The following is a 14,635-nucleotide window of genomic DNA, read 5'->3' on the forward strand; positions in this document are numbered from 1 at the left end:
GAAGGATGTCGCTGAATAGCCCATCGCTTACATAGCAGGATGTCAATGCTTAGGAGACCGCGGGCTCGATCGTCAGCGTTCCGGCGTCGGCGTCCAGAGTCGCGGGGGTGCCGATCGGGACGGCGCCCTGGCCGAACGGCAGCCCGCCGAGGATCGGCACGCCCAGCGGGGTCAGCCGTTCACGCAGCACGTCGAGGACCGGACCCGGGCCGCACTCGACGTAACGTCCGACGGCCACCGCCCGTACGCCCTGAAGCCGGCCGGTGCGCTGCAGCATCGTCAACTGGCGGTCGATCTGCGAAGGGCGAAGGCCGTGCCCTTCGAGCAGCAGGATCGCGCCGTGCAGGCTCGGGAGCACCCACCCGGCGGCGGTGGCGATCTGCTCCTGGTCGCCGCCGAGCAGCACCCCGTACGCCCGCCCGGTGGTGGTCAGCTCCGCGGTGTGCGAATCGGGCTCACTGCGTACGAGAACGGGGGTTGTGCCGAAGGCGGCCGCGACGAAGGACCGGTCGGGCCCGCCGTAGATGCCCGCCAGCCCGGCCCGTTCCCAGAAGGCCAGGTGCAGGATCGTGCAGTCGCGGAAGCCGACCAGCAGCGTCGGCAGGTGAGCCGCGGTCGTGAAGTCGAGGTCGTCGGCGATCCGATGGGCCCCGGTGCCGCCGCCGACCACGATGATCGCCTTGACCGACAGGTCTCGCAGCGCCTGATCGACGTCGCGGATCCGGTCGTCGTCGCCGGCCGCGTCGAGCGTGTGGGTGCCGACCGAGACCTTGAGACCGAGGCTCTCGAGCCAGTGGGTCGTGCGCTCGACCTCGGCCCGCTCCGGCGAGCCGGTCGGCGACACCAGTCGCACGTGATCGCCGGCGCGCAGCTTGGGTGGCCGGACGACATCGACATACTCAGATGCACTCTGCACGATCGCATTATCGCGCCACTCCGCCTCGGGGCGATGGTTCGGTGTCGGGCGGGATCTTGGCAGTAGGGTGCGCGGCATGAAGGTGCACGAGGAAGAGGTACGCATTCCCGGCGCGGGCCACCTGATCCGGGCCAAGGTGCTCACGCCTGACGGCGGTGGGAACCGGCCCGCGGTGCTGGTCTACTCCGACATCTTCCAGCTCACCGAGTCGACGCTGCGCACCTGCCGCCGTCTCGCCGCGGCCGGCTTCGTGGTGTGCGTGCCCGAGATCTACCCGCGCGGCGAGCTGGCCGGGGTGGCGCTCGAGTTCGACGACGCGGGCAAGGCCGCCGGGCTGGCCGGCGCGGCGTCGATGACGACGGCCGAGTTCGACGAGGACCGGGTCGCGGTGGTCGACTACCTGGCCCAGTGCGATGACGTCACGACCGTGCACGCGGCCGGCTTCTGCCTCGGCGGTCACCTGGCCTTCCGGGCCGCCTTCGACGAGCGGGTCGCCTCGACCGTCTGCTTCTATCCGACCGGCCTGCACAACGGCGCGCTCGGCGCCGACCACGCCGGCTCGCTCGCCCGCGCGGCCGACATCGGCGGCCAACTCATGATCATTTTTGGTTCCCGCGACCCGCACGTGCCCGCCGCCGCGCGCGTCCAGATCGTCTCGGCGCTCTACGAAGCCGGCCTCGAAGATCTGGAACTGCACGTGTACGCCGGTGGCGAGCACGCGTTCATGCGCGACGTCGGTCCCCGCTACGACCCGGCGCTCACCGATCTCGGGCTGGCCGAGGCGATCTCGTTCCTCGGGGGTCGCTCGCTCTGAATGTCCGGGCCGGGTTTCCGCGTACGAGATCGTCGTGCACCCGCCACCGGGCGGTGATCGCGTCCCGTTCGGCGGCGACGCCGGCCGACTCGAGGCGCTCGCGCAGCAACCGGAGCGCGATTTTCCGGTTGAGCGAGAGCTGCCGTTCGGTGTCGACCACGACGACCAGGCCCGACGGCCGGTGGGTGGCCCGCACGGCGGTGCTCGCCTTGTTGCGGTGCTGCCCGCCGGGACCGCCGGTGCGGATCGGGACCATGTCGACGTCGTCCTCGTCGAAGGCCGGCGACTCCGTTTCGAGGGTGCAGGGCTGCGCGGTGACGTACCAGTTCTTGCGCCCGATCCCCGAGCGGTAAGGGCTGGGCGCCTGCCAGCACAGCGTGCCGGTCCACGTCCTGGCGACCTCGTCGTCCTCGATCTCGAAGAGGATCGAGCGGAACGTGCCGGGGTGTTCGCCGGGCACGGTCTCGAGACGAGCGGTTCGAGTGGCGGCCTCCAGCTTCTTCGCGATCTCGGCCACCGCCCACTCGCACTCCCGCGGGCCGCGCCCGGACGAGAGCAGCAGATAGGTAGTCACGAGCGCCCCCGCGTCTTGAAGGTGACCAGCGGAACCGTCACAGCCAGGGGAGTGGCCAGCTCGTGCGCGGTCAGGTCGCCGATCACCTGCTCGATGCGCTTGTAAGCCGCCGGCGCCTCCTCGAAGAGCAGTTGCCGGTCGCCGCAGACGACGAAAGACCCCACCCGCGTACGCCGGAGCTCATCCACAGTGTGCTTCGCCCTATTGCGCCGCAGCGCGTCGGAACGCGACATCTTGCGGCCCGCGCCGTGAGCCACCGAGTAGTTCGCGTCGGGGCCGGCGTGGGCGGCGACCAGGTACGACGCGGTGCCGCGGGTGCCGGCGACGAGCACGTTCCGGCCGTCGCCGCGGGCCGCGCCCTTGCGGTGCAGGTAGAGCCCGTCCCTCAGCTCGACCAGGTTGTGGCACTCGTCGACGATCGGGTCGGTGGGTTCGGCGCCGAGCGCGCGCGCTACCCGGCGCGCCATGAGCCGGCGGTTCAGCGACCCCCACCGTACGGCGTGGTCGTGGGCCTTGAGGTAGGCGGCGGGGTCGGCGGCCGGGCCCGCGCCGTGAACCTCGGTGTGCGCCCGAAGTATCGACTCGCCGAAACCGCGGGATCCGCTGTGGACGATCAGGACGAGATCGCCCTTGCCGACAGGGGAGTTGTCGTACGCGGTGTCGACGCGGGCCAGCTCGACGAAGTGGTTGCCGCGGCCGACGGTGGCGAGGCTGTCGAGGTGGTCGCCGGGGATCTCGTCCGGCCAGTCGTCGTCGTCCGGGGTGAGCGGGCGGTCGAGGTCAGGAAAACGGGCGGCGATCTTCTCGGGGTTGGGGCGCTTGAGCCTGATCGGGAAAACGGCGATGCCGCAGCCGATGTCGGAGCCGACCAGGAACGGATAGAGCGTCGACGAGAGCATGGCGGCGCCGATCGGGGCGCCCTTCCCGGGGTGCAGATCGGGCATACCGGCGACGTGACGCATGCCGTCGAGGGCGGCGACCTGATCGAGCTGGGTGAGGGCGTCGGACTCGATCCAACTCCCGGACGAGGCGAAAACCTGCACGGAGGCACGGTGCGACAAAACGGAAACTCCACTGCGGGAACGGCCGGTTGACCCGGACCGGGAACTGACGAACAAGGACGGCGGCGAGATGCCTTCACGATCAGCAAGGACCCGCTGGTCGCGGCCGTGTTTCAGCGCGCGGTAGCGGCGGTGCCCGAGCCGGAATTCCGTCAGTACGTCATGCCCCAGACTCTGACCTACCCGCCGACCCCGGGCAACCGATTTTTCGATCACGCCCGCCGCCCGCCGCCCGCCGCCCGGCTGCCTGTGGATAACCCAATTCGGCAGCGCGGCGCGGCGTAGGCTCGCCCGCAACCCCGGGCGGGTGGGTTGGCTAGGAGCAGTTGACGGCGCTGTGGACAACTTCGATTCGCCTTGTTGCCGGAGCGTAGGCTCGCCGCCGCACTCCCCGGGTGGGTGGGCCGACCAGCGGTAGTAGGCGATGTGCGATTGCCACTTCGCGGCGGCAATAGGTCTCGGGTTTTACAACAGTTGCGGATCACGACAGGGGCGGGGAGCGCAGGGCCGACTACGCTCGATCCATGGGCAGGGTGACCGGCGGGCTGGTGCTCGCGGCGGGCGCGGGCAGTCGCTACGGCATGCCGAAAGCGCTCGTGCCCTACCCCGATCGCCTTCTCGTGCAGCGGGCCGCCGACACGTTGAAAGAGGCCGGGGTCGACGAGATCGTGGTCGTGCTCGGGGCCGAGGCCGAGCGGGTGCGAGAAGTGGCGCCCGACCTGCCGCCGACCGTGATCAACGAAGACTGGCGGTCGGGTCTCGGGTCGTCCCTCAAAGTCGGGCTGACCGCGTTGACCAGCGCCGAGTCCGCTGTGGTGCTTCTGGTCGATATGCCCGGTGTGACCGCCGAAGCCGTACGGCGGGTGGTCGCCCACGGAACAGTCGACGCGCTGGTGATGGGTGGCTACGGCAAGCGGCGCGGGCATCCGGTACTGCTGGGCCGGGCGCACTGGGCCGGCGTGATCGAGACGGCGACGGGTGATTCCGGCGCGCGTGACTATCTGCGAGCCCGCGACGTGCGGGTCGTCCCGGTCGGAGACGTGGCCGACGACCTGGACCTCGATCTTCCGGAGTTGAACCCGCACTCGAGGGCAAGGAGCTGACCCCGCATGCGTGATGTGCTCGAGAGCCTGGTGAAGTGGTGGGAAGCCGGCGTGCCGGTCGGGCTGGCCACGGTGACGGCCACGTGGTCGAGCGCGCCGCGCCAGCCGGGCGCCGCGATGGTGGTCGGCCCCGCCGGTGAGGTGGTCGGCAGCGTGTCGGGGGGCTGCGTCGAGGGCGCCGTCTACGAGTTGTGCCGCGAGGTCATCGAGACCGGCACGGCGCGCACGGCCCGGTTCGGCGTCAGCGACGACGACGCGTTCGAGGTCGGCCTGACCTGCGGCGGAACCATCGAGCTGCTGATCGAGCGGGTCGACCGCGAGTCGTTCCCGCAGCTCGGCGAGCTGGCCCGGGCGATCGTCGAGGCGCGGCCGGTCGCGCTGCTCACCCGGGTCGACGACGCCCGCCATCTGCTGGTCACGCCCGAGACCCGCGACGGCACGCTGGGCAGCGAGCGCATCGACGACGCCGTCACCGACGACGGCCGTGGTCTGCTCGCGGCCGGCCGCACAGGCGTTCTCCAGTACGGTCCGCAGGGCGAGCGCCGCGGCGAGGGCCTCCCGGTGCTGGTCGCCTCGTTCGCGCCGCCCGCGCGCATGCTCGTCTTCGGTGCTACCGACCACGCCGCCGCAACCGCGCGGATCGGCTCGTTCCTCGGCTATCATGTGACCGTCTGTGACGCCCGGCCTGTCTTCGCCACCGCGCGTCGCTTCCCGAGCGCCGACGAGGTCGTGGTCGACTGGCCGCACCGCTATCTGAGCGCCGAGGTCGAGGCGGGCCGCGTCGACGAGCGTACGGTCCTGTGCGTCCTCACCCACGACCCGAAGTTCGACGTCCCCGTGCTCGAGGTCGCGCTGCGCCTGCCGGTCGCCTACGTCGGTGCGATGGGTTCGCGCCGCACCCACGACGACCGCAACAAGCGCCTGCTCGAGGCCGGCCTGACCGACGGCGAGCTGGCCCGCCTGGCGTCCCCGGTCGGGCTCGACCTGGGCGCGCGCACCCCCGAGGAGACCGCGGTCAGCATCGCCGCCGAGATCGTGGCCCTGCGCTGGGGCGGCACCGGCGTGCGGCTGACCGCCACCGAGGGCCCGATCCACTCCGACTAGGCGCGGGCATATTCGAAGAGCACGACGCCCGACCGGAATGCCTTCGTCTCGATGCGTTCGAGCGGCAGCGACACCTCGTCGAAGAGCCGGATGCCGTGGCCCTGCACGACCGGATAGACGAAGAGCCGGTAGAGGTCGACGAGTCCGGTCGGGATCAGCGAGCGTACGAGGGTGGTGCTCCCGGTGACCACGATGTCCTTGCCGTCGGCGGCCTTGAGCGCGCTGATGTCGTCGGCCAGCGGCCCGCGCAGGATCGTCGTGTTCTCCCACTCGGCCTTGTCGAGGCTTGCCGACACCACGTACTTCTGCACCCGGTTGAGATAGTCGGTGATGTCGCCGGTCTGGTGGGGCCAGTAACCGGCGAATTCCTCGTAGGTCACCCGTCCGAGCACCAGCGCGTCGGCCTCGGCGCCGTTGCGGGCGTTGACCGCGGCCAACTCCTCGTCGTCGTCGGCCGGGTCGAACCAGTCATCCATCGGCGAGATGATGCCGTCCACGGTGATGTTCTCGGTCACCACTAGTCTGCGCATGACCAGCACTTACCCGGTGCGCACCCGATCAATGAGGCCGACCGGGCAGCGCGCGTTACCCCATCAGCCCCCGTACGGCGGCCAGCCCGAGCGCCGTTCGCGGGTGATAGGCCGTGCGCCACAGGCCGCCGTGCGCGGCGCAGATCGTCTCGTCCTGCCAGGCCAGCGGGGCGGCCGGGCGCGGTTTGCGGATCTGGTGGACGAGCAGCAGCGCCATCAGGCGGTTCGCGGTGACCGGCTCGAAGATCTCGACGTCGAACACGTGCGCGCCCGCGTAGGCGGCGGCCAGCAGCCGGTTGCCGGTGACCGAGCGGGTGCGGGCCGGCGGCGCGACCGCGAAGCTGACCACACCGTCGCGCCGGGCGACCGAGGCCCGCCAGCGCTGGATGCGCTTGGCCAGCGCGTAGTTCGGGCCCTGCTGCGGCACCAGGCTGTCGTTGAGCGCGTCGCCGTTGTAGTTGGGCCGCAGCAGGCGCCCGCCCGAGAGCGACTCGGTGACGCGGGCGAGCCGCGAGCGGGCCTCGAAACGCGATTTCGACTGGGCCACCGCCTCGGGCGGCACCGCGTAGACGTCGGTCGGGGTGGCCAGGACGGACAGTGCCACATCCTCGCGACTTCTCCCCAGGTGCACGGCGAGGGCGTCGACGGCGACCGAGAGGCGGGCGTACGCCGCCCCCGGCGCGTAGACGTAGTTCCCGAGGATCAGCCGGCCGTCGAGCCCTTCGATCCACTGCGCGACCGCCCCGAGCTCGGTGAGCAGGTCGGCGCCGGGCTGCCGGCCGGGCCCGACGGGGGCGACGAGGCGGCCCGCTTCGGGGACGGCGACCCGCTCCCACGCGGCTGGCAGGTCGATCGCGGCGACCGTGCCACCCCACGACAGCACGGCGGCCAGCGGGCCCATCTCGGCGGCCGCCCCGAGCACGACCAGCCGCTGGTCGGAAAGGTCGAGCCAGTCCGGATTGTCCATGACCTCACGGACCGCGTCGGCGCACGACTGCTCGATCACCCCGGCGGCCACCCACGCGTCGAGGCGATGGAGCAGCGCCGTGCCGCGTAGCAGTTCACCACCGTACGGAAGCTCGACCTCTTTGACCGGGGAACCGTTGCCGTCGACGGTGAACGTCTCGAAGGGCTGATCGGGCGGGTCGAGCGGGACCGGCATCCGGTTGTGCACCGAGGCCAGCCCGGCTTCCGCGATCGCGTATCCGTCGTCGAGGCCGGACGAGACCAGCGCGCGGAAGTGCCGCAGATAGCCGCTGTGCCAGTTGGTCTCGGCCAGGGCGGCGTTGGCGGCGGCGGGATCGGCGGCGCGCAGGGCGTCCGCCACGACATGGCGGCCGAAATCGGCGCTGCTGCGACGGCCGGACTCGGCGACAGGAAAGTCGATCACGGGGGCCAGTATCTCCTCCCGAGGTAGGAGAGCGCCTCCGACCACCGGCCGCGAGCTGGACTTGTGGGTGGACGATTGCCCGTCCGATCCCGGCCACGGTGGGGTTATGACTACCGCTGTCGCGCTCCCCACACAGAGATGGCACCGGCCGCTGCTGGTGCTCGCCGCCGCGATGTCCGTGCTCGCCCTCGTCGCCGTCGTCGGGGTCTTCGTCGACGACCGGGAACTGGTCGGGGCGGCCATCTGGCTCAAGCCGTTCAAGTTCGCGGTCTCGCTCGCGGTCTACTCCGTCACGATCGCCTGGATGCTGTCGGTGCTGCCGAGGCGAAGCCGGTTCGCCGAGCGGGCGGCCACGGCGTTCGTCACGCTCGCCTTCGTCGAGATCATCATCATCGTCGGGCAGGTCGTCCGGGGACGACGGAGTCACTTCAACGCCGAGACCCCGCTGGACACGGCGCTGTTCGCGGTCATGGCAATGTCCATCATGGCGATGTTCGTCGCGCACCTGATCATCGCCGTGGTCGCGTTGCGGCAGCGGATCCCCGATCGCGTCGCGGCGTACGCGATCCGCCTCGGTCTTCTGCTCTCGGCCGTGGGCTTTCTCGCCGCCGTGCCGATGACGCTGCCGATGCAGGACCCGGGCATCGTCGGGATCGCGGGCGCGCACGCGGTCGGGGTGGCCGACGGCGGGCCGGGGCTGCCGATCACGGGCTGGAGCACCACCGGCGGTGACCTGCGCATCGGCCATTTCGTCGGCATGCACGGCCTGCAGGCCATGCCGTTGCTGGCGCTGCTGCTGACCCGTCGCACCCGCCTGCGCACGGAGCAGAAGACCCGGCTGCTGGTGATCGGCGCCATCGCGTACGTGGGTCTGACCGTGCTGTTGACCTGGCAGGCGTTGCGCGGGCAGCCGCTGCTGCGCCCCGACGCCGTGACCCTGGGTGCGCTGGCGGTGCTGGTTCTCGGCTCGGCGCTGAGCATCCGGGCCGCGGTGAAATAGGCTGACCGCCATGGGCTGGGCCGCGCGCCTCTTCGACAAGCGGGACACCTGGGTCCGGTTGCTGCTGCTCGACGCGAGCGGGCTGACCTACCTGATCTTCGCGGCCCGCGAGGACCGCGCGGTGTCCACGATGCAGTGGGTGCTGGCGCTCGTCGGGTTCGTGACCGTCGTGGTCCTGTCCCAGCGGCCGGTCGTCAACCTGCTCACCCAGACGGGCCTGCTCGTCGTCGCGCTCGTCGTGGTCGACGACCCGCTGATCAACGTGGTCGGCAGCAGCTGGGTGCTGGGCGAGCTGGTTGTGCGGGCCGCCCGCCCGTGGGTCTATCTGGCCGGCGCGGCGCTGCTGACCGCCGTCCACCTGAGCTTCACCCTCGACGTGCTCGACCTGATCCTGCCGATCGGCCTGCCGTTGCTGATCGGCCTGGTCCTGCGCACCTCGCGCGAGCTGGCTGAGCAGGCCGAACAGCGGGCCGCCTCGGAACGGCGCGCGGTGCGGGCCGACGAGCGGGCCGCGATCGCGCGCGAACTGCACGACGTCGTCGCCCACCACGTCGCCTCGATGGTGCTGCGCGTCGGCGTGGCCCGGCACGTGCTGCCCGACCCTGATCCGAGGGTCGGCGACGTGCTCGACGACGTGCATCGCACCGGCACCGCGGCCCTGGCCGACCTGCGCCGGCTCGTCGCCGTGCTGCGCGACGAGGGCGCGACCCCCACGGCGGCGGCGCTGACCGCGATCGACCCGGGTTCGCTGCCCGCCGCGCTGGGCGTCGCCGTCGACACGGCCCGCGGCACCGGGCTGACGGTCGAGGCCGACATCGACGACGCCGTGGGCACGATCGATTCCGTACGGGGGATGGCCGTGCTGCGGCTGACTCAGGAGGCGCTGACGAATGTGGCCAAGCACGCCGGACCGACCGCCCGCGCCAGGCTGCGCGTGGCCGTCGAGGAGGACACCGTGATCTGGGAGGTCACCGACGACGGCGGGGCCGCACCCGTCCCGGCCACCCCGGGCGGCGGGCATGGGCTGACCGGCATGCGCGAACGCGTCGAGGTGCTCGGCGGCGAGTTGACGGCCGGCCGGGACGGCCCGGGCTGGCGGGTCAGCACGGTGCTGCCCACCGGGGTCGCGCCGTGATCCGGGTGCTGCTCGTCGATGATCAGGCGCTGATCCGGGCCGGGCTGAAGATGCTGTGCGACGCCGAGCCCGATCTCGAGGTGGTCGGCGAGGCGGGCAACGGGCGTGACGCGATCAGCCTCGCGGCGCGGCTGGCGCCCGACGTGATCGTCATGGACCTGCGGATGCCCGGGGTCGACGGGATCAGCGCGACCAGCCGGGTGCTCGCCGAGCGGCCCGCCACGCGGGTGCTGGTGCTCACGACGTTCGGGGACGACGAACATCTCTATCCGGCGCTGACCGCGGGAGCGTGCGGGTTCCTGCTCAAGGACGCGCCGCCCGGTGAACTGCTCGACGGAATCCGGCGCGCGGCGGCCGGCGAGAGCCCGTTCAGCCAGGAGGTGCTGCAGAGGCTCGTACGGCGGGCGACGAGCGCGGGGGTTCAGCGGCGGCGCCCGGTCGAGGGGCTGACCGCACGCGAGCAGGACGTGCTCGATCTGGTCGGGGAGGGGCTCTCCAACGGCGAGATCGCCGAGCGGCTGCACATCGGCGTGACGACGGTCAAGACGCACATCACCGCGCTGATGACCAAGACCAACAGCCCCAACCGCGTACGGCTGGCACTGCTGGCTCATACGTAGAAAGCCGGAGCCCCGTGGCGGCGGGTCTCCGGCTTGCTTTCCACGTTATCGCGCTTCGCCCCCCGGCGTCGCGCGATCGGGTCTTGTCAGCCCTGGCGGCCGTTCCAGCGCGGGTTCTTCTTGTTGATCACAACCTGCCGTCCACGACGACGGGTGACCACGCTTCCGGGCTTGCTCTTCAGCGACCGCAGCGAGTTTCGAACCTTCATGGCGCGCTACCTTCCCTGTCCCACCGGCGTCGTTTCCGCCGGTCGCGAGGGGTGTAACGCGGGGAGCAGGGCTGGTATTTCCGCGTTGCCATTCCGATCTTCGCTCATGTCGGCCGGATCGCGAACGATCACCAGACCATGCGTATGCGCTCCTTTGCCGTCGCGGCCGTCGCCGCTTCCGTCGTGCTCTCCGGCACGGCCGTCCCCGCCTATGCCGCCGTTCCCGAGGGCACCGTCGCCGGTACCGACGCGCCGGGGGCGATCCCCGGCCGCTACATCGTGACGCTGAACAACCCGGCCGGCGGCTTCGGGGCGATGTCGGCGGCGGGCGGCTCGAGCTACGTTGCCGACCTGAGCGCGAAGCAGGCGCGGCGGCTGGCGGCCGACCCGGGCGTACGCCTCGTCGAGCAGGACCGGGTGCTGACGATCCAGGGCACGCAGAAGAACCCGGCCTGGGGTCTCGACCGCATCGACCAGCGCGTGACCAAGGGCTCCAAGTCGTACACGCCGACCGACGACGCCAACACCGTGACCGCGTACGTGCTGGACACCGGCATCCGCATCTCGCACGCCGACTTCGGTGGGCGGGCCCGATACGGCTACGACGCGATCTCGGGCACGACCAACGCCAACGACTGCAACGGGCACGGCACCCACGTGGCCGGCACCATCGGCGGCACGAAGTACGGCGTGGCCAAGAAGGTGAAGCTGGTCGCCGTACGGGTGCTCAACTGCAAGGGCGCGGGCACGCTGTCCCAGGTGATCAGCGGCGTCAACTGGGTGACCACGCACGCGGTCAAGCCGGCCGTGGCCAACATGAGCATGGGCGGCTCGTACAGCGCCTCGCTCAACGCGGCCGTCCAGCGCTCGATCAACTCCGGGGTCACGTACGTGGTGGCGGCCGGCAACGAGAACGTCAGCGCGGGCCGGATGAGCCCGGCCGGCCTGGCCGCGGCGATCACCGTGGGCGCGACCGACGCGGCCGACCGTCGTGCCCCGTTCTCGAACTACGGAGCGGTGCTCGACCTGTTCGCGCCCGGCGTGAACATCCGCTCGGACTTCATCGGCTCCAACTACACGACCGCGGTCGCCAGCGGCACGTCGATGGCCTCGCCGCACGTGGCCGGCGCGGCCGCTCTCGCGCTGGACGGCTCGCCGTCGATGAACCCGGCCCAGGTGCGCAACTACCTGGTGCGCCTGGCCACGACCGGCCGGGTGAAGGACCTCAAGGGGTCGGCGAACCGGCTCCTGTTCGTGCCCCCGCTGCCGGCCAAGCCGGTGATCAAGACCGCCGCGCTGGCGTTCACCGCCGGGAAGGCGTACTCGGGCTCGCTGGCTCTGACCGCCGGGCGCCGTGGCACCTGGAGCATCGCGGCCGGGCGTCTGCCGCAGGGTGTGACGCTGTGGCGGAGCGGCAAGATCACCGGTACGCCGACCGGGCCGGGCACGGCCACCGTCACCGTCCGCTTCGTCGACTACGTGCCGTGGCTCGCGACCCGCACCGTCAAGGTGACCGTGGCCAAGACCGCCCCGGCGATCGTGACCGGCCCGGCGCTGCCGTCGGCCACGGTCGGCGGCTACTACGAGACGGCTCTGACGGCCAACCGGCCCGGCTCCTGGACGCTGTTCTCGGGCGCGCTGCCCGCCGGGGTGACGCTGCAGGCGGGCGGGGTGATCGCGGGCGACCCGACGACCGCGGGCACCTCGACCTTCGTCGCGGTCTTCACCGACCGCTGGGGCTCGAAGGTGAGCCGCACCTTCACGATCCAGACGTTCTGACGGTAGCGGCGTACTTCTCGGCGATGGCGGCGGACTCCGGCAGGTCGGCTTCGACCACCGGCAGTCCGTCGGCCACGTCGGCGCCCAGTTCGGTGGCAACCGGCGCAGCAGGGCCTCGGCCCCCGGCGTTCGCGAGAGCTGACGTACACCAACATGGAGGAGATGCTCGGCACCCTGTTTATCCTCGGACGATGTCCGTCGGAGAGTCGTCCAGCAGCTCGCACTGGGGCGCGTTTCGCGTATCGCGGGACGGTCTGGTCAGCCCGCGACCGGGTGATCCCGACCCCTCGCCGCTGCTGGGCAACATCCTCGCCCAGCGGCACCGGGCCCGCGTCGCCCGGCCCTCGATCCGCCGTCGCTCGGCCGGGCGCGGCTACGACTCGTACGAGGAAATCGCCTGGGACGACGCGCTCGACCTGGTCGCCGAAGCGTTGCGCGAAACCCGCGAGCAGCACGGCGACAACGCGATCTTCGGCGGCTCGTACGGGTGGGCCAGCGCCGGACGGTTCCACCACGCCCAGTCGCAGCTGCATCGGTTCCTCGCGCTCGGCGGGGGCTACACCCGGTCGCGCAACACCTACAGCCTCGGCGCCTCCGAAGTGGTGCTGCCGCACATCGTCGGCAAGCGGGGGACGTACGGCGTGCTCTGGCAGAGCACCGACTGGCCGGTGATCGCCGAGCAGACCGACCTGATCGTCGCCTTCGGCGGGCTGCGGCTGAGCACCACCGACGTCACCCCGGGCGGACGCGCCACCCACACCGTGCGCTCGCAGCTGGCGGCGGCGAAGGCCCGGGTCGTGTCGGTCTCACCGCTGCGTGACGACCTGCCGGCCGGGCGCGGGGAGTGGCTGCCGATCCGGCCGGGCACCGACGTGGCGCTGATGTTCGCGCTGGCCCACCAGTTGATCGCCGACGGCCGGGCCGACCTGGACTTTCTCGACCGCTACACGGTGGGCGGCGACCGCTTCGTCGACTCGGTGCGTTCGCGGACCCCGGCTTGGGCGGCGGAGATCTGCGGCATCCCGGCCGAGCGGATCGTCGCGCTGGCGCGGGAGATGGCGGCCGGGCGCACGTTCGTGGCGGTGAGCTGGTCGCTGCAGCGGGCGCCGCACGGCGAGCAGCCGCTGTGGGCGGGCATCGCGCTGGCCGCCGTGCTCGGGCAGATCGGGTTGCCGGGTGGCGGGTTCGGGCACGGGTACGGGTCGACCGGCAACACCGGAGGCGGGCGGCTGCCGTACGGGCTGCCGACGTTCCCTCAGGTCCTGAACCCGGTGAACGACTTCATCCCGGTCGCCAAGATCGCTGACCTGCTGCTTTCGCCGGGGGAGGAGTTCGACTACGACGGCGGCCGGCACACCTATCCCGACGTCAAGCTCGTCTACTGGGCCGGCGGCAACCCGTTCCACCACCACCAGGACCTGAACCGGCTGCGGCGGGCATTCCAGCGGCCGTCGACGGTGATCGTGCACGAGCCGTTCTGGACGGCCACGGCGCGCCACGCCGACATCGTGCTGCCGGTGACCACCACCCTCGAACGCGACGACCTGGGCATCAGCCACGGCGACACGCACCTCGTGGCAATGCAGAAGGCGTTCGAGCCGTACGGGGAAGCACGCGACGAATACGACATCTTCGGCGCGCTCGCTCAGCGGCTCGGCTACGAGCGGGCGTTCACGCAGGGGCGGACGAGCGACGAGTGGCTGCGGCACCTCTACGACCGGTGGCGAGCCGCGCCCAAGAAGCCGTTCGACGAGTTCTGGGCCGACGGCGAGATGGAGGCGCCGGGGCGGCGCGACGACGCGGTGCTGTTCGCGGACTTCCGGGACGGCCAAGCGCTCGACACCCCGAGTGGGCGGATCGAGCTCTATTCGTCGACCGTGGCCGGCTTCGGTTACGCCGACTGTCCGGGTTATCCCGACTTTTTTGCTCCAGGCGAGAAGGCGTACCCCCTGGTGTTGATCTGTAATCAGCCTCGCTCGCGCCTGCACTCCCAGCTCGACATGGGCGCGTTCTCGCAGGCCGGGAAGCGGTCGGGGCGCGAGCCGGTGCGGCTGAACCCGGGCGACGCGGCGGCGCGGGGGATCGCGGACGGTGACGTCGTGCTGGTTCGCAACGACGTGGGGAGTGTGCTGGCGGGGGCGGTGCTCAGCGAGGACTGCGCGCCCGGGGTGGCGCAGCTCTCGACCGGCGCTTGGTGGGATTCGTCGGCGCCCGAGGTGGCCACCTGCGTGCACGGCAACCCGAACGCGGTGACCGCCGATGTCGGCACGTCGCGGCTCGCACAGGGGTGCACAGGGCAGGTGACCTGGGTGGAGATCTCACGTTTCGAGGGGGCGCCGCCACCGGTTGTGGCATACGACCCGCCGGTCGGGTCTTAACCTATCTAGCAGATAGGAGATA

At 71.3% G+C, this 14,635-nt stretch carries 14 protein-coding genes; 8 read left to right on the forward strand and 6 right to left on the reverse strand.

Features of this window, described 5'->3' with window-relative positions; genetic code table 11:
* Positions 1 to 49: 49 nt before the first annotated feature.
* Entirely contained in the window at positions 50 to 916 is an 867-nt protein-coding gene (locus EER30_RS19025; protein ID WP_164842377.1) for a S66 peptidase family protein, read from the reverse strand.
* 76 nt (positions 917 to 992) lie between these two features.
* Here EER30_RS19025 and EER30_RS19030 point away from each other — a divergent pair, with 76 nt between their 5' ends.
* Positions 993 to 1,730 carry a dienelactone hydrolase family protein gene (locus EER30_RS19030; protein ID WP_127501824.1) on the forward strand — a complete coding sequence of 246 codons (738 nt, stop codon included), beginning with the start codon at positions 993 to 995 and terminating at the stop codon, positions 1,728 to 1,730.
* Here the strand turns inward: EER30_RS19030 and EER30_RS19035 are convergent.
* Together EER30_RS19035 and EER30_RS19040 are read right to left on the reverse strand one after the other, a co-directional pair.
* Positions 1,675 to 2,304, reverse strand: a complete 630-nt coding sequence (locus EER30_RS19035; RefSeq protein WP_127501825.1) for a peptide chain release factor-like protein — start codon at positions 2,302 to 2,304, stop codon at positions 1,675 to 1,677. The genes EER30_RS19030 and EER30_RS19035 overlap by 56 nt on opposite strands.
* A complete protein-coding gene (locus EER30_RS19040) occupies positions 2,301 to 3,365 on the reverse strand; it encodes an RNA ligase RtcB family protein (RefSeq protein ID WP_205650290.1) in 1,065 nt (354 codons plus the stop codon). Before EER30_RS19040 ends, EER30_RS19035 begins: the two co-directional genes overlap by 4 nt.
* Positions 3,366 to 3,889: 524 nt before the next feature.
* Between EER30_RS19040 and EER30_RS19045 the strand changes: the two genes are divergently transcribed.
* Both EER30_RS19045 and EER30_RS19050 read left to right on the forward strand, forming a co-directional pair.
* On the forward strand, positions 3,890 to 4,468 hold the full coding sequence (locus tag EER30_RS19045) for a nucleotidyltransferase family protein (RefSeq protein ID WP_127501827.1): 579 nt from the start codon (positions 3,890 to 3,892) through the stop codon (positions 4,466 to 4,468).
* Between the two features lie 6 nt (positions 4,469 to 4,474).
* A complete protein-coding gene (locus EER30_RS19050) occupies positions 4,475 to 5,572 on the forward strand; it encodes an XdhC family protein (protein ID WP_127501828.1) in 1,098 nt (365 codons plus the stop codon).
* On the opposite strand, the gene EER30_RS19055 is transcribed toward EER30_RS19050, so the two are convergent.
* Together EER30_RS19055 and EER30_RS19060 are read right to left on the reverse strand one after the other, a co-directional pair.
* Complete coding sequence (locus EER30_RS19055) at positions 5,569 to 6,102, reverse strand: dihydrofolate reductase family protein (RefSeq protein WP_127501829.1); 534 nt, start codon at positions 6,100 to 6,102, stop codon at positions 5,569 to 5,571. The two genes, EER30_RS19050 and EER30_RS19055, sit on opposite strands and share 4 nt — an antisense overlap.
* Before the next feature lie 55 nt (positions 6,103 to 6,157).
* Positions 6,158 to 7,492 carry a hypothetical protein gene (locus EER30_RS19060; RefSeq protein ID WP_240670134.1) on the reverse strand — a complete coding sequence of 445 codons (1,335 nt, stop codon included), beginning with the start codon at positions 7,490 to 7,492 and terminating at the stop codon, positions 6,158 to 6,160.
* Positions 7,493 to 7,598: 106 nt separating this feature from the next.
* Between EER30_RS19060 and EER30_RS19065 the strand changes: the two genes are divergently transcribed.
* From EER30_RS19065 to EER30_RS19075, 3 genes are read left to right on the forward strand one after another with little or no spacing between them, the layout of a single operon-like run.
* Positions 7,599 to 8,492: a hypothetical protein gene (locus tag EER30_RS19065; RefSeq protein WP_127501830.1), complete on the forward strand. Its 894-nt coding sequence runs from the start codon at positions 7,599 to 7,601 to the stop codon at positions 8,490 to 8,492.
* A gap of 10 nt (positions 8,493 to 8,502) precedes the next feature.
* Complete coding sequence (locus EER30_RS19070) at positions 8,503 to 9,627, forward strand: sensor histidine kinase (protein WP_127501831.1); 1,125 nt, start codon at positions 8,503 to 8,505, stop codon at positions 9,625 to 9,627.
* On the forward strand, positions 9,624 to 10,247 hold the full coding sequence (locus EER30_RS19075; RefSeq protein ID WP_127501832.1) for a response regulator: 624 nt from the start codon (positions 9,624 to 9,626) through the stop codon (positions 10,245 to 10,247). Before EER30_RS19070 ends, EER30_RS19075 begins: the two co-directional genes overlap by 4 nt.
* Before the next feature lie 86 nt (positions 10,248 to 10,333).
* Here EER30_RS19075 and EER30_RS19080 read toward each other — a convergent pair whose 3' ends face one another.
* Positions 10,334 to 10,456, reverse strand: a complete 123-nt coding sequence (locus EER30_RS19080; protein WP_127501833.1) for a ribosomal protein bL36 — start codon at positions 10,454 to 10,456, stop codon at positions 10,334 to 10,336.
* Between the two features lie 144 nt (positions 10,457 to 10,600).
* Between EER30_RS19080 and EER30_RS19085 the strand changes: the two genes are divergently transcribed.
* Together EER30_RS19085 and EER30_RS19090 are read left to right on the forward strand one after the other, a co-directional pair.
* Entirely contained in the window at positions 10,601 to 12,235 is a 1,635-nt protein-coding gene (locus EER30_RS19085) for a S8 family peptidase (RefSeq protein ID WP_240670136.1), read from the forward strand.
* Positions 12,236 to 12,426: 191 nt separating this feature from the next.
* The gene (locus EER30_RS19090; protein ID WP_127501835.1) at positions 12,427 to 14,613 is read left to right on the forward strand and encodes a molybdopterin-dependent oxidoreductase; all 2,187 of its coding nucleotides are present in this window, start codon (positions 12,427 to 12,429) and stop codon (positions 14,611 to 14,613) included.
* Positions 14,614 to 14,635 lie beyond the last annotated feature (22 nt).

Source organism: Actinoplanes solisilvae, from assembly GCF_003999975.1.
GTDB classification, from domain to species: Bacteria; Actinomycetota; Actinomycetes; order Mycobacteriales; family Micromonosporaceae; genus Actinoplanes; species Actinoplanes solisilvae.

Bases quoted from the DNA above. Each gene is read 5' to 3' on its own strand.
- EER30_RS19030 (WP_127501824.1), top strand. From the start codon at position 993: ATGAAGGTGCACGAGGAAGAGGTACGCATTCCCGGCGCGGGCCACCTG.
- EER30_RS19045 (WP_127501827.1), top strand. From the start codon at position 3,890: ATGGGCAGGGTGACCGGCGGGCTGGTGCTCGCGGCGGGCGCGGGCAGT.
- EER30_RS19050 (WP_127501828.1), top strand. From the start codon at position 4,475: ATGCGTGATGTGCTCGAGAGCCTGGTGAAGTGGTGGGAAGCCGGCGTG.
- EER30_RS19055 (WP_127501829.1), bottom strand. From the start codon at position 6,102: ATGCGCAGACTAGTGGTGACCGAGAACATCACCGTGGACGGCATCATC.
- EER30_RS19065 (WP_127501830.1), top strand. From the start codon at position 7,599: ATGACTACCGCTGTCGCGCTCCCCACACAGAGATGGCACCGGCCGCTG.
- EER30_RS19070 (WP_127501831.1), top strand. From the start codon at position 8,503: ATGGGCTGGGCCGCGCGCCTCTTCGACAAGCGGGACACCTGGGTCCGG.
- EER30_RS19080 (WP_127501833.1), bottom strand. From the start codon at position 10,456: ATGAAGGTTCGAAACTCGCTGCGGTCGCTGAAGAGCAAGCCCGGAAGC.
- EER30_RS19085 (WP_240670136.1), top strand. From the start codon at position 10,601: ATGCGCTCCTTTGCCGTCGCGGCCGTCGCCGCTTCCGTCGTGCTCTCC.
- EER30_RS19090 (WP_127501835.1), top strand. From the start codon at position 12,427: ATGTCCGTCGGAGAGTCGTCCAGCAGCTCGCACTGGGGCGCGTTTCGC.